Origin of the sequence: Enterococcus sp. AZ196, assembly GCF_050498845.1 — a bacterium.
In the GTDB taxonomy this organism is placed as follows: domain Bacteria; phylum Bacillota; class Bacilli; order Lactobacillales; family Enterococcaceae; genus Enterococcus_A; species Enterococcus_A murrayae.
Genome location: NZ_JBIPAM010000001.1, coordinates 2,619,890 through 2,637,516, shown reverse-complemented (window position 1 = coordinate 2,637,516; position 17,627 = coordinate 2,619,890). Strand labels below are relative to the sequence as shown.

Here is a 17,627-nt window from a genome sequence, read left to right as displayed (position 1 = left end):
ATCAACTTTCGTTTATAAATGAATAAGACCCTATATGGCTATATCCTCACATTCGCAGACGATTGAGCTCGCTGTTAAATTCTGCCCTTCTCAAACTAAATACACTCACGTCATCAGCCTCCACTTTGAAAGTGAGGGATTCGATACGTTCTTTGTGGGGTTGATCGTTGCCCTTGTCAATCATTGGCTAAGCGGGCGCGAGCCTTGACGACTGAACACAAATACACCTGCGGCGGTTGCCGCAGGTGTTTAAATTGATCGCCTACTTCTAAAAGAAGATCGGACGATGAGCTTTCAGTTTCTTCCTAATCATCTGAATAGGTCGCCAGCATTCGCTGAATGCGGCGTTTTAATTCTGTCTTCACAAATTCAGGGGCTATGCATTTGCAGCGGGTACCGAAGCCTAATAATAAGTGATAGCCGAATTCATCAGGGATAAAGGGAAACTGGACCGAGAAGCGCTGTGCGTTTTCGATCGGAATAAAGTTCAGCTGCCCAAAGCGGTCGGTTAATTGATCTTTAACAAAGAAATCTACCTCTAAATGAATGGTAATAAATTGATGAGCAACGTTCTTACCTAAGTCTGCCTCTGGAACTTTTTTCGCATCAAATCGCTGCTGGAGCACGTGTAACTTTTCCATTCGAATCAATTTGAAGATTCGAAAGTCTTTTTTCTCGTGGCAGTAAGCCTGTACATACCAGCTGATTTCTTTCAAGATAAGTCGATAGGGTTCAATGATTCGCGTTGTCTTTTGACCAGAGCGGTTCGCGTATTCGAAGGAAACGAGCTGCCGTTGATGAATGGCTTCCTGTAGTTCTTTGAAAAAGGGCGGCGAGCTTTCTGTGCTGGTCCAAGGAGACAAATCAACAATCAGCTGAGAGGATCGATCATTGATTTCCTGCTCTGCTTCATTGGGAATTAGGGTTTTCAGCTTTTCCAAAGTGAATTTGGCCTGCTTAGAAATTTGCTCTGAAGGAATGCTGTTCAATCCAATCAGCAAAGAGATCAAATCCGCAGAAGTAAAAAAGCTTTGATCGATTTTATAGTTCTCCATGATCCGAATCCCGCCTTTACTTCCAGGCAGAGCTGTGACTGGGATGCCTGCTTGGCTGAGGGAGTCGATATCTCGGTAAATCGTGCGGACGGAGACTTCAAATATTTCGGCTAAAGCAGGAGCGCTAATCTGTTTCTTTTCTATCAAAAGCATCGTAATGGCTAGTAATCGTTCTGTTTTCATTTTTTCTCCTTTACAAAAGCATAGAACCTTGACAGATAGCTGTCAAGGTTCTATTGCTAAACTAGTGTTTGTAATACAAAATTAGGAGGAATCACTATGACAGATATGAATCAAGCTTTTCACACAATGATGGAGGAACAATTGGAAATCGCTCTGGCGACAAGCGTGGCGAATCAGCCGAATGTCCGAATCGTGAACTTCTTATACGATAAGAAAGCCAACCGTCTTTATTTTTCAACATTTAAAGGCAATGACAAGGTAAAAGAATTCTCTCAAAATCCTCAGGTTGCCTTTACCACAGTACCAAAAGGACAGGAAACAGGTCATATCCGTGCTCAAGGTACCGTTGCTAAGAGTGCAAAATCCCTTTATGAGCTGGCTGAACCCTGGGTCAAAAAAATCCCTTCTTTTCAGCAAAATATCGATCAGGCCGGTACAATGCTAGATGTCTATGAGATCACCTTTAACCAAGCTCAGGTAATCCTAGATATGGAAAATCAGGCGGTCATTGAGCTGTAAGGGGTGAACAGATGAAGTATTGGATTGGTGTCGCTTCTGAGGAGCATGTGCAGATCGGCGTGGCAGGCGGCTTTAGTCAGTTATGTCATGGCAAGAGCGCCCCGCTGAAACGGATGAAACCTGACGATTGGCTGATCTATTATGCGCCAAAGGTCCAGTTAAAGGGATCGGAGGTTTGTCAAAAATTTGTGGCGATCGGTCAAGTCATTTCTGATGAGGTCTATCAAGTGGAGATGTTTCCTGGTTTCTTCCCTTATCGAAAGAATGTGCAGTATTTAAAAGATGCTGAAAGCTGTACGCTGCAGCAGGTCAGTCAATTTCCCATGTGGGCTGAGTATCGTCAACGTTTGCGTTTTGGACATTTTGAGATCCCAGAGGAGCTGTTTCAACAAATTGCTTTTTTAATGAATGTGCAATTTTAAGAAATTGGCTGAAATACAGTGACACCCGCGATGTTGTTCGCGGGTGTTTATTTTATCTTCGGCTTACCGTTTTATAAAAGTCGATTCTATCATGAGCTTTTCGTTTCTATTTTCTATAAATTGCAGAAAGGCTTCACGGCCGCATTTAGTCATATGGTAATCAATCGTTGAAAGATTCAGTAATTTACTCACTAGCAGATTGTCTTGACCTACGATAAGCGGGAGCTTTTTATCGCGATAAAAATCGTAAATGCCTGCACTGATTTCGTCACCATTTGCCAGAATACCTTCGACTTGGTTTTTTTCATAAAAAAATTGAGCAGCCCGATAGCCATCTTCATAGGTTAGACAGTTTCGAACGACATCGGCTGGCTCGAAGGTCTCAAAATTTTTCTCTGCCAGCTGTAAAAGAAGCTTGGTGCTGTCGCTATAGCGTTCATTCCTTCCTGCCGTTATACCGATTTTTTTCACGTTGTGCTCAGAGAAGTAGGCCATGACATCCATGAAGGCCTTCTCTCGATCAATATACACACTCGCTATCTTCTCCTCTGGAACATATTCACAAAAAATCAGCGGACCATATTGCTGGTATTCGAGTATTTTCTCTAAGCTGTTTACTTTAGAGGTAATAATGAGCCCATCGTATAATTTGGTCGAAAATTCTTCTAAGTAATTTAATTCCGTTTCCGGATTATAATTTGTAGGCAAGAGCGTGACTTTGTAATGGTGGTGAAAGGCTGCTTCGGTTATCCCGCTGACCAGCTGTTCAAAATAGGCAATATTGAGATAAGGAACGATCACACCGATATTGTAGGTTTTCCCAATACTCAAGCTTCTGGCGATCGAGTTCGGCCGGTAATCCAGCTCTTTTAACAGCTTTAAAATTTCACGTCTTTTTTCCTCATCGACATAGGGATAATTATTGATGACTCGTGAGATCATCGTGGTCGAATATCCTGAAAGCTTGGCTATTTCTCTAATCGTTACCATATCAAACTCCTTATCAAATGAGAGATAACTTCTTCAAAGCATTAAAAATGCCGTCATCGTTATTTGTATCAGTGATCAGGTCCGCATGTTTTTGTACCTCTGGCGCTGCATTCCCCATGGCTACACCTACTCCTGAGACCTGCAGCATTTCTCGGTCATTTAATCCATCACCAAATGAGAGGATGTCCTTTGACTCAAAACCTAACTGCCCGGCAACTTCTAAAATGGTCGTCGCCTTTGTTCCGCCAACAGGGATAATATCCACACCGGTATCATGCCAGCGGACAAATTCAAAAGTTGAAAAATACGGTTCGATTTTACTTTCCAATGTATGATCATAAAAGGCTAAAACCTGGTAAATCGGCTCTTCGCTTTTATTATACATCGACGGCAAATCCCCACCTACATAGCTCATTGCCCGACGCATTTTCTCTATATCAAAACTGGAAACTCGCTGCAGCTGCTGTAAAGTCACAATCGCAGCATCGACCTTCAGCTGTGCGAATCGGTCCAGCAGGCTGAGCAGATCGTCGGCTTTCAATTCGTTGCTGAATATTTGCTGATGCTCAATGAATCCGATGGCACCATTACACACGATATAATTTTGAAAATCCAGCAGCTGAAGAATCGGCTTTGCATAGAATAAACTTCTGCCTGTAGCCGCAAACAAAGCGTGCCCTTGTTCTTTTAGTTTTGCTAATGCTTCAAATGTGGATAGCAGAACTTTTTTATCACTTCCTAACAGTGTACCATCAATATCAAAAACAACCATTTTTTTCGTCAAAGTACCCAATAAGCTTCCCTACTTTCCTAACTGAAAATCAGCCTCTCTTTTAAACAGGGCATGAGGCTATTCCCAAAATCGATAAACGTGTACCAGTTTCTTTCATAAAAAAAGGAAAGCTTGTCGATTCCTTTTTCATTCGTCGTACAAGTTTTCTCCACCTTCGATAGCTCGATCCTGCGCTTGATATTCTTCGCAAAGAGCCCTTTTGGCTTTTCCAGCAACAGTGCGTTTTCCTCAAATGTTATCGCAACATAATAATAATCGACACCCAGCATATCTGTAATTTCTACCATCGTGTTCATCTGAGTCACTCCCTTTTTTTCTGTTATCCTTAGTCTAATTTATGAAACGGGGTGCAATGCAAGAATTATTTTTCGCAAAAAATATATTTTTTATAGAGAATACAATATACGCATTTCTTTCTTACTCGGTTATTACGGTGTCTTTTGCGTATCTTAGAGCAAATAAATTTTGAAGGCTGCTGAGAAACCATGCTATAATTGGGGCGAGAAATGCCTCTCAGCATGGCGTCTACCAGCTGAAAGGTGTGGAAAAAATGCAAAAGTATTTACCAACGAATGACCTGTTATTTCGCAAACTGCTAACCTCTGAAGACTCCCTGTATATCCTGAAAGCCTTTGTCAAAGACCTGCTAGGCATCGAATTCCAGTCCCTTATGCCAAAAGAAACCTATCATATCGACAGCTATAAGAAAAAGTTCAACGAAATCGATCACATGCAAACGGAGATCCTGCGAACAGAAGTGGATATCTTAGCCATTGGAGAAGATGGCAGCCATGCCACTATCGAATGCCAAATCCAGCCGCATAGCTATTTCCATGAGCGTTCACTCTTTTATCTGGCCGAGGCCTTCCGCTCACCTTTTGGGTCTAGCGACAAAAAAGAAGCAGGGAAAAAGAACAACTTTTCTAGTTTGCGACCTGCTTATGGAATCAATATTGTGGATTTCCATTTATTTGATCGAAAAGACAATGCCTTACAGCTGTTCCGCTTATTAAATGAAGAAACACATCAGCCTTTTTTCAATGAAGAGAACAAGGAATTATTGATTCTCTGTTTCCTCAGTCTAAAAAATCAAACGATTGAAAAACAAAAGGCCGCCTATCATTGGCAATATTTTCTAAAAACCGGAGAAGTTGAGTCGGAAGCTCCCGACTATATCAAAGAAGCAAAAAGAAAAATTGATTTCTTAACATTGGAAAGCGAGGAAAAAGAAATGATCATGAACATCGAAAAATCCAAAGCTATTTCTGACGCTGTATTTGTGACTGCTATGGAAGAAGGACATAAAGAAGGGCATAAAAAAGGGCTTGAAAAGGGGCTCGAAAAAGGGCGACAGGAAGAGAAACAGTAAAATATACCCTATAAAGTAGACAGATTTAGAAAGAGGGTTCCCTTAAAGTAGACACTTAGACAAAGGGGTGTTCCCACTAAAGTGGACACAGAAAATATCTTCGGGAAGATGTTAATATATAACAAAGCATCTAGTAGGAGAGAAGAAATGAGAGAGTATACCAAGAAGCAAATAAAAGAACTAGAGTCTAATGAATACACTTTAAAGGTCACCTCAAAAAAAATGTACTTTACTGCAAAATTTAAAAAAGATTTCTGGATTAGTTATCAAGCTGGAAATGCACCGAGAAAAATTATTAGCGATTTTGGATACGATGTATCCATGTTTCCTCAAAAACGAATTGATAGTCTTGTTCAAAGAATAAAACATCAAGCAATGTCAGGAGAAGGTTTTAAAGAAGGTGAAGATCACAGTAAACGAGTAGCTATTAAAAAAATTCAATTACAAGAAGATCTTTCACCACAATCATTAAAACAAATACAACACGAACTTTTATACTTGCGCCAAGAAGTCGAATTTCTAAAAAAAATTACAAAAATCAACAATTCAAAATGAATCGACAAAACATGAGTGAATCTAGCCGTAAGTTTGAGGTTATCCATGAGATGTTGACTCAAGAAGACAATGTATTGTCCGTCGTTATGCTTTGCGAAATTGCAGGGGTATCACGCTCTGGTTATTATCGCTGGGTAGAAAATGCACCTAAGCGCAAAGAAAAAGAGGATAATGATAAAGCCGATTTTGAAAAAATTTTAAAAGCCTATAATTGCCGAGGGTATGCCAAAGGTGCACGTAGTATACATATGAATTTATTACATCAAACACCGCCAATAGTGATGAATGTTAAAAAAATAAGGCGCTTAATGAAAAAGTATGGATTAATTTGCCCTGTACGCAAGGCAAATCCATATCGAAGAATGGCTAAGGCATTAAAAACAAGCAATGTAGCAGAAAATCTATTAAACCGGGAATTCACAGCGCACGGTGCAAGAGCTGTGCTTCTAACAGATATTACATATATTCCGTATAATGAGGGATTCTGTTATCTATCAACGATCCTGGATGCTTATACCAAGCAAGTACTAGCATATGTTCTCAGTAAATCGCTGGAAGTGGATTTTGTTTTAGAAACAATTGATCAAATGATGGAAAATCACGGTGAAACTTTGACGATGGAAACTTTAATTCACAGTGATCAGGGGTTTCACTATACGAGCTGTAGCTTTATTCAACTAGTAAAAGACAAAAACATGAGACAATCAATGTCGCGTCGAGGGAATTGTTGGGATAATGCTCCTCAAGAGAGTTTCTATGGTCATATGAAAGACGAAATAGATATTAGTCAATATACAGGGTTTGATGAAGTAAAAGCAATTATAGATAATTGGATGACCTATTATAATAATGAACGCTATCAATGGCAATTAGCTAAGTTATCCCCTAATGAATACTATCAATACATAACAACGGGAAAGTATCCATTAAAAGGAATCACACCACCTAAAAATAGTTAAGTAGCTATAGCAATATCTACCTGAAAAGTTATCTCCCTTTTTCTTAAAGTGTCCTTGACATAGGGTACGTTTCACAGGCATTAGCAATCGAATTCTTAAAAATCGGGGTTAGCATAGAGCAAGTAGCAAAAGCCACTAAATTATCAACGGAAGAAGTTGATAAATTGTGGAGGGAGCACAGTTGATTCCGCTTTATATCGAGGTCTCTAAAGATCAAATGATTTTCCATTACGGATCAAACAGCTGATAATAAAGACAGATTAGTATACCGATCATTAAATAAGCAAGGAGAACTGTATGAAAACTTCATTTATCAGCATTTTGAAGCAGGCTGGTATCAGCTGGAGTGATATCTCATCATTTTTTTACAAAAGGATCATCCCCGCACATACTACTTTGCTTTATGAAGGAGACATTGCAAGGAATATTTACTTTATTTCCAAGGGGGCTTTAAGACTATGGAATAATGATGATGGACGTGACATCACTTTTCAGTTCTTTTTTGAAAATCAGATTGTTTCTTCTTTTGAAAGTTTTTATTTGGAAGAAGAAAGCATCTTCTCTATTGAAAGCCTAGAGGAAACAGCGCTTTATGTTTTAAGTAAGAAGAATTTGAACTTGCTTTTAGAAAAATACCCCGTTGTGAATGATCTGTTTACAAGAGCGATTGCCGAAAGATTTATGGATTATAGTAAATATTTCTTATCAAGAATAAAGGAAACGCCGGAAGAACGTTACTCCAGCTTAGTCCAACAAAACTCAATCATTTTAAATAGAGTCCCCAATTACTATATTGCCTCGTATCTAGGAATAACGCCTGTTTCATATAGTCGGATTAAAAAGAGACTTGAAAAAAATGGAAGAAATTAACAAATGTTAATTTCTTCTGTTTTTTTCTATTTTAATATACAGATACTAAAGTTTTTGAGGAGAGATATTTATGAAAACAGTCATTGTTTACAACCACCCCTATAACGGAAGCTTTTGCCATGCTCTGCTTGAAGCAGCAGTAGCTGGATCTGAAAAAGCCGGAAATACAGTAGATGTTATTGATTTAGATTCGGACAACTTTGATCCTGTAATGACTGGAGCAGACTTACTGGCCTTTCGAAATCATGAAATGATTGATTGGAAAGCCAAAGAATATGTTGCACGCATCCGGCAGGCAGATCATTTAGTTTTCATTTTTCCGATTTGGTGGGAGCTAATGCCTGCGATGATGAAAGGCTTCATTGACAAGGTTATTTTCCCAGGTTCAACATATTCTTATACAAAATCTGGATATGGCATGAACACATTATTAACGAATTTGAAAACCGCTACAGTTATCACAACGATGAATACCCCGAAAATTATGTACAGCACCATTTACGGAAATGCATTAAAAAAGGCGATGGTAAAGGGAACCTTGAAAAAGAGCGGCTTTAAAAATGTACATTGGGTCAGCTTCAATATGGTTAAATCTAGTAAAGAAGCAACGCGAAAAAAATGGTTAGCGAAGGTTGAAAATATATTTTATAAAAAATGAGCTTTCCCAAGGGAGTAGAATATTTACGTCCTTATACCAAATGTGGTATAAGGGCTTTTCTTTGCGGATTTGCAAAAATTTGAGTATAACTGTAGAAAATAGCTCCTCATGATTAGCCAAGAAAGGACGTCCCAAAAATGTATTCATTCGTTCCCGAAAATATGCATGAAGTCGAACAAAAGCTGAATTATCTAATAGAAAAAGGAAAAGACACCTCAGAAGAGGAAGTGATTCGGCAAGCAGTGCTTGATAATAGCCAGCAAATATTGGATGGTGATTTAGAGGGGCCTTATTGGAAGGTAAAATGGCAGCCAGAAGACCAAACACTGGCCGTTTTTGACATCATGAACAAAGAGGTCGGTACTGTCGAAAGCTTGTCTGGTTCATTTACCACAGATTTTCGAAAGAGTGCGCCGAATGTGATTCGCCATCTCGCAGAAAAGATTCAAAAAATCGTGAATACTAATTGATTCACCAAAAAACCGTTCAGTCTCACAATTCGTGAAGCTGGACGGTCTTATTTATCATTGATTAGATATTTTTTCTATGCACCTTCTACTAAATCGCGTTTCTTATAGCCTAGATAACCTAAAAGCATGAAGACGACGCTGATTATCGTGATCACCACCACGACGGTCCCATCAAAATCCTCCATCGGCATCCGAGGAATCCAGCTTTGGATCGCTGTCTTTGCGAACCATTCAGGTAAATCAAGAATGCCGCCAAAATAGTTCAAGGCAAAAGAATAGCCAAGATACGCATAAATGACTTTTCCAAACTTAGGAAGCCAGCCTAGCGCAAGCGCAGCTAGTCCAATGTAAAACAGCACAGACGGTAAAAAATTATAGCCCGCAGCTAAGAAGTCCAACAAATCCATCGTAGATTTATTTTTCATGGCCGCGATCGCGGTACCGCCCAGCCCGGCAGAAGCCAAGCCGACTCCTATAACTCCAGCTAAAATAGCCAGGCTTACAGTCGTCCAATACAGCTGTCCACGTGTTACCTTTGTTGCATACAACTGACTGAGATGCAGCCTAGTTTCTTCCGCAAACAATTTATTGACGACGACGATCGGTAGAATCGATACAAGTCCGATCATCACCATCATGATAGTCCCCGTAAAGGATTCCTCAATGGATACCCCTGATTGAGTGAACATCTGCTTCATCAGCTCATTTCCTCCAAGGAAAACCTGCATATCCCCATAAATCGAACCATAAGCAGCGCCCATAACGACAAAAGCGATTAGCCAGCCGATCATCACTCCCTTATTGATTTTGAAAATCAACCCAGGAACAGAAAGCAATGACTTTTTAGCTGTTGCTCTTCCTTCGCGTTCGGGTAAATAGCCTGCGCCCATGTCCCGATGACCTTCTAATATAAAGGCGGCCACAGTCAGAGCAATACTGAAAATCAACGCCGCAAGCAATGGTGTCCAATTATTCTCTGTAAACGGATAGGTCAAGTAGGTCCACCCCATTGGATTGAACATCGACAAATCCGCATCGGATACATCTGTTCCTGCACGTACGATATACAGGAGTCCAATAAGCCCCAAGGTTGAGCCCGTTGCTCCAGTAGATGTTGCCATGATCTGCGACACGACCAGAGCCAGTACTCCGCCAATGATCCCCGCGGCCGCAATGGAGGCTCCGAATAGAAAGGCACCCTCAGTACTGATTGCTGTCACATCAAAGCTTGCCATCACCCCGCCGATAAAAGCTCCTAGTAATAAATTGATCAAAACTATTTCCGTGATTACCGCCAACGAATTCGCTTGGCGGCCTACTCGAAAAGATCGGACTAATTCAGTTAATCCTAATTCTTCCTCTTTTCGCGTATGGCTCACAACGTGAAGCGCTGATATGATCATCGCAAATAATCCACAAAACAGTAGCATCTCCTGAGCATACATCGCTCCCAATGTATAATCGGCACCCGATTGAATCGGCGTTGGTCCAACCATTGAAATCATCGCTGGATTCTGCATCGTTTCAAACATTCCCAGCAGACCTTGCCCCTTGCCAATCTCTTCAAAGGCTGGAACAAAAGCACCAGAAAATACTCCTAATCCTAAAATCCAAACAATTATTTTTTTCCAGTCACGTTTTACGTACTGAATAAACAAAACGCTCCAACGAGCAAATTTCTCATTCATCTCATTTTCCTCCGTTCCGACAATCAGCCTTCATAGTGACGCAAGAATAAATCTTCCAGCGTTGGCGGTACAGATTCAATTTTTTTGACTCCTAATTTGGTCGCTTCGATCAAAATCGCATTCATCGCCTCATTATCTGCAGAAAAGGTCGCTTTCCCATCCTTCTCAACAAAATCATGAACTCCCGGAACATTGGCGATTTCAGACACCGCTCCTTCTGTCGTCAGTGTGACTGTCGAGCGCGTTAAATGTCGCAATTCGTCTAAGGTACCTGTTTCTACTACTTCCCCTCGTCGAATGATCGCCACTTTATCCGCTAACCGTTCCACCTCACTCAAAATATGAGAGGACAATAAGATCGCTTTTCCAGCATGTTTGATTTTTTCTATTTCCTCTTGAAACACGGCTTCCATCAACGGGTCCAAGCCAGAGGTCGGCTCATCTAGAATGTATAGATCTGATTCTACCGACAACGCCGCGATCAAACCAACCTTTTGCCGATTTCCTTTTGAATATCCTTTGGCCTTTTTCTTTGGATCAAGTTCAAATCGTTTGATCAAGTAATCTCGCTTTTCTTTACTGCCGCCGCCATGAAGCTTAATGAATAAATCAATGATCTCTCCACCGGTAAGACTGCCCCAAAGCGCAATATCTCCAGGAACATAGGAAATTCGTTTGTGGATCTCCAAACTGTCCTTCCAAACATCTTTGCCGAATATTTCGACATCGCCTTTGTCTCGGTTGATGATTCCCAGCAGCGTGCGAATTGTCGTTGATTTTCCTGCACCGTTTGGCCCGATAAATCCAACTACTTCACCAGCATTCACTGTGAATGACACGTCCTTCAATGCCTGGAATTTGCCAAATTTTTTCTGCAAGCCTTGTACTTTTACAATTTCTGTCATGGTACGAAACTCCCTCTCTCGACATAATTTTATAACGTGCTTTCCAGTCCAAAACAAAAAACGATGTCCATTTTACGAACTTATCATATGTATAAAGTTCATAATTGGCTGATTTAACCTTTGTTTCAAACTAAAGTTCATTTACAACTCCAATAATATCCCCTTTTAACAAGAGAGTCAACGATAATAACAGTGAATTTTAAAACTACTATTCCATTGTAAGTTCGTATTCTTTCCTATATAATATAATTAAATCGAATTACGAACTATTTAAAACAAAAAGTTCTTTTTTATAGAAAGCAGGCGTTTTTATGAATGGGTTTGAACGAAGAACACAAGAGAAAAAAGACCAGGTGCTGCAGGCCGCCTTTACATTGATGAACACGGATAATGGCATCGAGAATCTGACGATCGATGATGTGGCTAAATTAGCAAATGTCGGAAAAACGTCGATTTTTAAATATTTCGGCAGCAAGGAAAACCTCATCCATGAAGTATTCATGCGTTCTATGGATGAGATGTCCCGTACTGCCAAAGAAATCATGGCGAAAAACGCCCCCTTCGAAGAGACGTTGATCGCCATGAGTCAAAATAAAATCAACTACCTAAAAAAAATCAATAAGCAATTCTATCTAGATCTAATGAAGTATTACACCAAAAAAGAGGACAACGGCTTCACTCGAATGATGCAGGAATACACGGATCAAAGCTTCGGAATCATGTTGGATATGTTCCATCGCGGTCGCAAAGAAGGCAAAGTTGATTTAAAGTATTCCGATGAATTTTTAATGCTGTTCTTTCAAGCCCTGCTCGAAGGTATCTCCAATCCGCAGATTTATGAACAAATCCTTCCTTATACAGCGGAATGGACAGAGGTTTTAGTTAAAGGAGTGGCACCAAGGAAATAGGGCGGGAACAACAGGAGGCATCTATGACTCAAGGAAGAATCGTCATCATCACCGGTACACCTGCGACAGGGAAAAGCACTCTCGCTTCACTGCTTGCGTATCAATCTGATAAAGAAAAATCTGTCCACATGCATACAGATGATTTTTATCACTTCATTAAAAAAGGCAGGATTGCACCTCATTTGAAAGAAGCTCATTTGCAAAATAAGATCGTTATTAACGCTTTTTTAGAAGCTACGAAGGTTTTTGCTAAAAATGGATATGATGTAATTGTTGATGGTATCGTCGGACCTTGGTTTTTAGACCCGTGGTTTCAAGCAGCAAAAGATGGATTCGATGTCCATTATATTATTTTACGAGCTTCGAAGGAGGAAACACTCACTAGAGGCAGGAATCGAAACAAATTAGATGAAGCAACTAATCTGGAATTGATTCAAACAATGTGGGATCAATTCAATCAGTTGGGAGAATTTGAAGCACACGTGCTGGATACAACCACTCAAACAATCGAACAAAGTTTGGATCAAGTCAGACAATGTATCCAAGATCATTCCATGCGCCTCAATCCTAGTTAAAATAAACAGTAATCTATCCGCTTGCTCAGGCATAGCGGTCTTTTTTTCAATATTTTCTCCCCCGAGAACAAATCCTCGCTTTTAAAAATGGAAAGTAGTAGAATCAGATTAACTTATTAATAGTAAGTAAATCACAGTGATTTAAGGAGGGTTTCTATCGTGAAAAAAATTGGCTTTTTGAGTTTTGGTCATTGGATGGATCAAGGTTCACTTGTAAAAACCGCCAAAGATTCCTATTTACAATCCATTGAATTAGCCGTCGAAGCAGAAAAAATCGGGATCGATGGCGCATACTATCGCGTGCATCATTTTGCGGATCAGATTGGTTCACCTTTTCCACTACTTTCCGCAATCGGAGCAAAAACCAGCAAGATCGAAATCGGAACTGGCTTGATCGACATGCGTTATGAAAATCCTTATATGATGGCGGAAAATGCTGGATTAACCGATATCATTACTCAAGGCAGAGTAGAATTGGGCGTAGGCCGTGGTTCACCAGAGCAGGTCCTCGATGGTTGGAAATATTTCGGCTATGACTACAGTGAAGAGGAAATCAAAGATATTACGCGTGAACGGACATTGGAGTTTTTAAAGTTGATCGAGGGTGATCGATTCGCGGAACAAAATCCGCAACCCATGTTCCCGCAAGCTCCTGGAAAATTGCGTTTAGAACCTTATTCTGAAGGGTTGCGCCAGCGTATCTGGTGGGGCGCCGGTTCCACACAAACAGCGGTATGGGCAGCGCAGCTTGGGATGAACCTGCAATCATCAACCTTGGTAAACTACGAAACCAATGAACCTTTCCATGTGCAGCAGGCCAAACAATTACGCGCTTATAAGGAAGCATGGAAAAACGCCGGTCATAACTTCGAACCGCGCACATTAGTCACTCGTTCTATTCAACCCATCACGACAGATCTTGATCGTCAACTATTTGGTCATCAAGGGGATGAGGCAAATTATGATCAAGTTGGTTTTCTGGCTTACCATCAAAATCCGACAATCTTCGGAAAAACCTTCGCAGGCGAACCAGATAAGATCGCTAAAGAGTTGGCGGATGATGAAGCAATCAAGGAAGCTGATACTGTACTTGTCACGATCCCAAATACATTGGGTGTCGAATACAATATGCATTTACTTGAAACAATCGTAAAAGATATCGCGCCTGATTTAGGCTGGAGATAAATCAAAAAGACGTCATCGACTTTTTATTAGTCAATGACGTCTTTTTGAGTATCATCTTTATTTTTCAATATTCTTAAAGGCTTCTGTTTGTTCTCGAATACCTTTTTCTGCCGCAAAGCGTTCAATACTTGAGGCCCCGAAGAAGCCATCAATTCCTTCTGTTTTTTTGATAATGTATTCTGCGTCTGCCGGTTCTGCGATTGGTCCTCCATGACAAATAACCATAATATCAGGATTGACAGATTTACCTGCCTTTATGATTGCCTCAATTTTTTCAACGCAATCATCCAAAGTCAATGCTGTTTTCGCACCAATTGTTCCTTTTGTAGTAAGCCCCATATGAGCGACTAAAATATCTGCCCCAGCTTCAGCCATTTTTTTGGCTTGTTCTTCATCAAACACATAAGGTGTGGTCAATAAGTCTAATTCATGTGCTTGACGAATCATATCTACTTCAAGGTCATAACCCATGCCAGTCTCTTCAAGATTTTGACGGAACACACCATCAATCAAACCTACTGTTGGAAAATTTTGTACACCATTGAATCCCTGAGCTTTTAAGTCAGCAAGATAAACACTCATAACACGGAAGGGGTCCGTACCACAAACCCCTGCAAGGACAGGCGTCTCTTTCACTACGGGAAGTACCTCCTGACCCATTTCAACAACGATTGCATTGGCATCACCATAAGACAACAACCCAGCAAGTGATCCACGGCCTGCCATCCGATAGCGACCTGAGTTATAAATGATCAGCATGTCGGCGCCTCCAGCTTCACTGCTCTTCGCAGTAATTCCCGTTCCAGCTCCCACACCTACTAAGATATCCCCATTTTTTGTCCGTTCCTTAAAGGCTTTAATAATTTCTTTTCTTGATTGTTTATTCATGAGTATCCTCCTCGATTAATTTGATTAATAACTTCGCACTTTCTTCAGCAAATGCTGGATCATTAATATTTACATTTCTCTCGATTACTTGTACCTTTTCATTCGATAAATGATTCAGCAAGGTATTGAATAGCTGATTATCCTCTTCCGGTCCATAAAACGGATTGTTAGGTGCATCAATTAATGACACCCCAGCCTTTGGAATCAGTAGTACTGTTTTATCGTGAGCCTTATTCAGCTTGTGGGCGATAATTTTGCCTAACTCTATGTTTTCTCCATTAGTAGTCCTCATCAATGTAACGGTTGGATTGTGCCTATATAGATTTCTATCACAGAATTTTTGCGGAACTGTCTCATACGGACCAAAGTTAACCATATCCAGTGCCCCTAAAGAAACTACTTGAGGAACACCTGTTTCAGAAGCAGCCGACAAACGGTTCCGACCAGCAGATAAGACGCCTCCTACAAGCTCGTCTGCTAATTCTGTCGTCGTTAAATCTAGAACCCCTGCAAAGTATCCATTTCGTATTAGGTGTTCCATCGTCTTTCCACCCACGCCAGTCGCATGAAAGACAAGCACTTCATAGCCATTTTCTTCCAAATATTTTCGTGCATAATCAACTGCAGGTGTAGTTACTCCAAACATAGATGCTGCAATCAATGGACGATCGTCTTCTACTTTTTCAAACTTCGCATGGACCATACCTGAGATCGCCGCAGCCGCATTTTGAAAAATCGTTCTAGAAATTGTATTTAAACCAGATACATCCACGATTGACGGCATCATTAGAATATCACTAGTACCAACATAAGCACTAGTATCTCCTGAAGCTACTGTAGAAACCATTACTTTTGGAACGCCAATAGGGATTTGACGCATTCCTGGGGTCACCAATGACGTTCCGCCAGTGCCGCCAAATGATAAAATGCCGTCGAAAAGACCTTCCTCGTATAAGCGCGGAAGCAGTTTTTCAACACCCCGAGAAAGAACTTCTGTCGCATAAGCACGGTCCTTTTTAGCCCTGATTACTTCGATGGACTCTCCTACCTCCTCAGCAATCAAATTCGCATCGATATCTGGTTTTAGCGTAGGTTCAAAAACTCCTGTATTGATTGTAAGGACATTATTGTTCATTGACATGAGCAACGATTTTACATATTGGAATTCTTCTCCTTTTGAGTCAAAGGTCCCGATTAATGCAATAGTTTTCATTTATTTTCCCTCCTTGCTTTTTTAATACCTTAATTTTAGGAAAATAAAATAGTTAAGAAAAGGTTTTCATATTTAATTAAGTAGTGTTTATATTAGATGTTTATATTTCCTTGGCGAATAATCAGTATACTTTCGGAAAATTTTATTGAATTGTGCATAGTTTGGATATCCAACCATCTCAGCAATCGCATGGATTTTTAAATCTGTTGTTTGCATTAGCTCAATTGCTTTATTTATTCGAAATCGGATCAAATATTCTGTAAAATTTGTGCCTGTTTTTTGCTTGAAAAGAGTGCTTAAGTAACTGGTATTAAGATGCGCTAGCTCCGCCAATTCAGATAGATAAATGGGTGCAGAGTAATTCTCTTCAATGTATTTTTTCACAAAATCAACATAATCATAATACTTATGAACCCCATCTAGTATCTGTAACGTCAGATTATCATTCGCAGTAATTTCCGCATTTTTAAACGAAGTTATTTGTCCGATCAGTTGTTGTTCAGAATTGATCCGTTCAAATGTAGACCCGCCTATATATCCGCTGATTTGAGGTATTTGATTGTAGACGTAACGAATTTCATTAAGATCATTTAATATACCACCATAAATCATCAGGACCGAGGTAGAACCAGCCGCACTTAAATCCTCACAAATTGACGAAAGCTTCTCCAACATAGAGTTGAAGCTTCGGACTCTTTTAGCTCCTAAAAGTCCGCCTTCTGTCAGACCCAAATGAATACAAATGATATCCGGTTTTATTACGCTCATTGCCAATGCTTCTTCTTTGTTTGAGATAAAAGCAATCGTGCTAAAGCCCTTGTTTTTAGCCTTTTTAAGAAAATTGATTTCTTTTTCAAAGCCTAACCCCTGTTCTTCTAGCGCTTCACGAAATTGACCGTCAAACAGACATACTGTCGGGTAATTAATTACGCCTTCATATCCGTAGCGTGTCAAATAAGTAAATAAAGCTTCTTGATCCATTAAGGGATCTGTTGCGTTGACCCCTAAAAACACTGGCTGTTTGGCTAATATGGGTAAAATTTCTGTTCTTCCAATATCAGCCACTAGCTCATTGCTGTTGTTAAAAGGAAGATAGCCTCCTAATGAACTACGTCCCATCTGTCTGAACTTTCCTGAATTTAGTACTAGAGTAAAATCTGATCCCGCTCGTTTTCCATATAAAGCGGTCATTCCTGTAGCAGTAGCAATACCCAGGAGATAGTGATTATTTGATACTTGTTGTTTTAATTTTTCAGTAAAATTCATGTGTATGCCCCTTCAGTTTTAATAAACGGAATCATCAGCTAGTAATGACGATAAGGTATCCAGTAACTCTAGTCAAATAATCGATGGATTATCAGAAAAATCCCTTTCCTCTAAGCAAAATCATTACGATTGAAACTGATCCGCGTTATACTAGTT

Annotated in this window: 20 protein-coding genes; 11 read left to right on the top strand and 9 right to left on the bottom strand. The window is 40.1% G+C overall.

The features are described 5' to 3' along the window. Window positions 1–305: 305 nt before the first annotated feature. A complete protein-coding gene (locus tag IGI67_RS12710) occupies window positions 306–1,238 on the bottom strand; it encodes a helix-turn-helix transcriptional regulator (RefSeq protein WP_429957937.1) in 933 nt (310 codons plus the stop codon). Between the two features lie 96 nt (window positions 1,239–1,334). Here IGI67_RS12710 and IGI67_RS12705 point away from each other — a divergent pair, with 96 nt between their 5' ends. After that, complete coding sequence (locus IGI67_RS12705; protein ID WP_429957936.1) at window positions 1,335–1,757, top strand: pyridoxamine 5'-phosphate oxidase family protein; 423 nt, start codon at window positions 1,335–1,337, stop codon at window positions 1,755–1,757. A gap of 11 nt (window positions 1,758–1,768) precedes the next feature. Continuing rightward, complete coding sequence (locus tag IGI67_RS12700; RefSeq protein ID WP_429957935.1) at window positions 1,769–2,179, top strand: EVE domain-containing protein; 411 nt, start codon at window positions 1,769–1,771, stop codon at window positions 2,177–2,179. 63 nt (window positions 2,180–2,242) lie between these two features. On the opposite strand, the gene IGI67_RS12695 is transcribed toward IGI67_RS12700, so the two are convergent. From IGI67_RS12695 to IGI67_RS12685, 3 genes are read right to left on the bottom strand one after another with little or no spacing between them, the layout of a single operon-like run. Next, window positions 2,243–3,169 (bottom strand): LacI family DNA-binding transcriptional regulator, encoded by a 927-nt coding sequence (locus IGI67_RS12695; RefSeq protein WP_429957934.1) that lies wholly within the window; start codon window positions 3,167–3,169, stop codon window positions 2,243–2,245. A 13-nt stretch (window positions 3,170–3,182) separates the two neighbouring features. Continuing rightward, window positions 3,183–3,962 (bottom strand): Cof-type HAD-IIB family hydrolase, encoded by a 780-nt coding sequence (locus tag IGI67_RS12690; RefSeq protein ID WP_429957933.1) that lies wholly within the window; start codon window positions 3,960–3,962, stop codon window positions 3,183–3,185. A 17-nt stretch (window positions 3,963–3,979) separates the two neighbouring features. After that, window positions 3,980–4,258, bottom strand: a complete 279-nt coding sequence (locus IGI67_RS12685) for a hypothetical protein (protein ID WP_429957932.1) — start codon at window positions 4,256–4,258, stop codon at window positions 3,980–3,982. 254 nt (window positions 4,259–4,512) lie between these two features. Between IGI67_RS12685 and IGI67_RS12680 the strand changes: the two genes are divergently transcribed. From IGI67_RS12680 to IGI67_RS12655, 6 genes are all read left to right on the top strand, one after another. Further along, entirely contained in the window at window positions 4,513–5,331 is an 819-nt protein-coding gene (locus IGI67_RS12680) for an Rpn family recombination-promoting nuclease/putative transposase (protein WP_429956940.1), read from the top strand. Between the two features lie 147 nt (window positions 5,332–5,478). Then, window positions 5,479–5,886 carry an HTH domain-containing protein gene (locus IGI67_RS12675; protein ID WP_429956938.1) on the top strand — a complete coding sequence of 136 codons (408 nt, stop codon included), beginning with the start codon at window positions 5,479–5,481 and terminating at the stop codon, window positions 5,884–5,886. A gap of 11 nt (window positions 5,887–5,897) precedes the next feature. Continuing rightward, window positions 5,898–6,845: an IS3 family transposase gene (locus IGI67_RS12670; protein WP_429956937.1), complete on the top strand. Its 948-nt coding sequence runs from the start codon at window positions 5,898–5,900 to the stop codon at window positions 6,843–6,845. A gap of 297 nt (window positions 6,846–7,142) precedes the next feature. After that, entirely contained in the window at window positions 7,143–7,715 is a 573-nt protein-coding gene (locus tag IGI67_RS12665; protein WP_429957931.1) for a Crp/Fnr family transcriptional regulator, read from the top strand. Window positions 7,716–7,785: 70 nt separating this feature from the next. After that, on the top strand, window positions 7,786–8,373 hold the full coding sequence (locus IGI67_RS12660; RefSeq protein WP_429957930.1) for an NAD(P)H-dependent oxidoreductase: 588 nt from the start codon (window positions 7,786–7,788) through the stop codon (window positions 8,371–8,373). 137 nt (window positions 8,374–8,510) lie between these two features. After that, a complete protein-coding gene (locus IGI67_RS12655; RefSeq protein WP_429957929.1) occupies window positions 8,511–8,843 on the top strand; it encodes a hypothetical protein in 333 nt (110 codons plus the stop codon). A 74-nt stretch (window positions 8,844–8,917) separates the two neighbouring features. Here IGI67_RS12655 and IGI67_RS12650 read toward each other — a convergent pair whose 3' ends face one another. Together IGI67_RS12650 and IGI67_RS12645 are read right to left on the bottom strand one after the other, a co-directional pair. Then, the gene (locus IGI67_RS12650) at window positions 8,918–10,531 is read right to left on the bottom strand and encodes an ABC transporter permease (protein WP_429957928.1); all 1,614 of its coding nucleotides are present in this window, start codon (window positions 10,529–10,531) and stop codon (window positions 8,918–8,920) included. Window positions 10,532–10,554: 23 nt separating this feature from the next. Beyond that, window positions 10,555–11,436 carry an ATP-binding cassette domain-containing protein gene (locus tag IGI67_RS12645; protein ID WP_429957927.1) on the bottom strand — a complete coding sequence of 294 codons (882 nt, stop codon included), beginning with the start codon at window positions 11,434–11,436 and terminating at the stop codon, window positions 10,555–10,557. A gap of 311 nt (window positions 11,437–11,747) precedes the next feature. Between IGI67_RS12645 and IGI67_RS12640 the strand changes: the two genes are divergently transcribed. The 3 genes from IGI67_RS12640 to IGI67_RS12630 all read left to right on the top strand — a co-directional run bounded on the left by IGI67_RS12640 (window position 11,748) and on the right by IGI67_RS12630 (window position 14,104). Continuing rightward, window positions 11,748–12,344, top strand: coding sequence for a TetR/AcrR family transcriptional regulator (locus tag IGI67_RS12640; RefSeq protein ID WP_429957926.1), 597 nt, complete (start codon window positions 11,748–11,750; stop codon window positions 12,342–12,344). Window positions 12,345–12,367: 23 nt separating this feature from the next. Next, complete coding sequence (locus IGI67_RS12635; protein ID WP_429957925.1) at window positions 12,368–12,919, top strand: AAA family ATPase; 552 nt, start codon at window positions 12,368–12,370, stop codon at window positions 12,917–12,919. A gap of 159 nt (window positions 12,920–13,078) precedes the next feature. Next, window positions 13,079–14,104, top strand: coding sequence for an LLM class flavin-dependent oxidoreductase (locus IGI67_RS12630; RefSeq protein ID WP_429957924.1), 1,026 nt, complete (start codon window positions 13,079–13,081; stop codon window positions 14,102–14,104). 57 nt (window positions 14,105–14,161) lie between these two features. On the opposite strand, the gene IGI67_RS12625 is transcribed toward IGI67_RS12630, so the two are convergent. The 3 genes from IGI67_RS12625 to IGI67_RS12615 all read right to left on the bottom strand — a co-directional run bounded on the left by IGI67_RS12625 (window position 14,162) and on the right by IGI67_RS12615 (window position 17,471). Further along, on the bottom strand, window positions 14,162–14,992 hold the full coding sequence (locus IGI67_RS12625) for a phosphoenolpyruvate hydrolase family protein (RefSeq protein ID WP_429957923.1): 831 nt from the start codon (window positions 14,990–14,992) through the stop codon (window positions 14,162–14,164). After that, window positions 14,985–16,205 (bottom strand): Tm-1-like ATP-binding domain-containing protein, encoded by a 1,221-nt coding sequence (locus IGI67_RS12620; RefSeq protein ID WP_429957922.1) that lies wholly within the window; start codon window positions 16,203–16,205, stop codon window positions 14,985–14,987. The genes IGI67_RS12625 and IGI67_RS12620 overlap by 8 nt, the downstream gene beginning before the upstream one ends. 87 nt (window positions 16,206–16,292) lie before the next feature. Further along, window positions 16,293–17,471, bottom strand: a complete 1,179-nt coding sequence (locus tag IGI67_RS12615) for a phosphoenolpyruvate hydrolase family protein (RefSeq protein ID WP_429957921.1) — start codon at window positions 17,469–17,471, stop codon at window positions 16,293–16,295. Between the last annotated feature and the right edge of the window lie 156 nt (window positions 17,472–17,627).

Excerpts from the sequence above, each read along its gene's own strand:
- IGI67_RS12675 (WP_429956938.1), top strand. The coding sequence starts at position 5,479 with ATGAGAGAGTATACCAAGAAGCAAATAAAAGAACTAGAGTCTAATGAA.
- IGI67_RS12640 (WP_429957926.1), top strand. The coding sequence starts at position 11,748 with ATGAATGGGTTTGAACGAAGAACACAAGAGAAAAAAGACCAGGTGCTG.
- IGI67_RS12615 (WP_429957921.1), bottom strand. The coding sequence starts at position 17,471 with ATGAATTTTACTGAAAAATTAAAACAACAAGTATCAAATAATCACTAT.
- IGI67_RS12710 (WP_429957937.1), bottom strand. The coding sequence starts at position 1,238 with ATGAAAACAGAACGATTACTAGCCATTACGATGCTTTTGATAGAAAAG.
- IGI67_RS12635 (WP_429957925.1), top strand. The coding sequence starts at position 12,368 with ATGACTCAAGGAAGAATCGTCATCATCACCGGTACACCTGCGACAGGG.
- IGI67_RS12660 (WP_429957930.1), top strand. The coding sequence starts at position 7,786 with ATGAAAACAGTCATTGTTTACAACCACCCCTATAACGGAAGCTTTTGC.
- IGI67_RS12680 (WP_429956940.1), top strand. The coding sequence starts at position 4,513 with ATGCAAAAGTATTTACCAACGAATGACCTGTTATTTCGCAAACTGCTA.
- IGI67_RS12650 (WP_429957928.1), bottom strand. The coding sequence starts at position 10,531 with ATGAATGAGAAATTTGCTCGTTGGAGCGTTTTGTTTATTCAGTACGTA.
- IGI67_RS12685 (WP_429957932.1), bottom strand. The coding sequence starts at position 4,258 with ATGAACACGATGGTAGAAATTACAGATATGCTGGGTGTCGATTATTAT.
- IGI67_RS12620 (WP_429957922.1), bottom strand. The coding sequence starts at position 16,205 with ATGAAAACTATTGCATTAATCGGGACCTTTGACTCAAAAGGAGAAGAA.
- IGI67_RS12645 (WP_429957927.1), bottom strand. The coding sequence starts at position 11,436 with ATGACAGAAATTGTAAAAGTACAAGGCTTGCAGAAAAAATTTGGCAAA.
- IGI67_RS12655 (WP_429957929.1), top strand. The coding sequence starts at position 8,511 with ATGTATTCATTCGTTCCCGAAAATATGCATGAAGTCGAACAAAAGCTG.
- IGI67_RS12700 (WP_429957935.1), top strand. The coding sequence starts at position 1,769 with ATGAAGTATTGGATTGGTGTCGCTTCTGAGGAGCATGTGCAGATCGGC.
- IGI67_RS12670 (WP_429956937.1), top strand. The coding sequence starts at position 5,898 with ATGAGTGAATCTAGCCGTAAGTTTGAGGTTATCCATGAGATGTTGACT.
- IGI67_RS12705 (WP_429957936.1), top strand. The coding sequence starts at position 1,335 with ATGACAGATATGAATCAAGCTTTTCACACAATGATGGAGGAACAATTG.
- IGI67_RS12625 (WP_429957923.1), bottom strand. The coding sequence starts at position 14,992 with ATGAATAAACAATCAAGAAAAGAAATTATTAAAGCCTTTAAGGAACGG.
- IGI67_RS12665 (WP_429957931.1), top strand. The coding sequence starts at position 7,143 with ATGAAAACTTCATTTATCAGCATTTTGAAGCAGGCTGGTATCAGCTGG.
- IGI67_RS12695 (WP_429957934.1), bottom strand. The coding sequence starts at position 3,169 with ATGGTAACGATTAGAGAAATAGCCAAGCTTTCAGGATATTCGACCACG.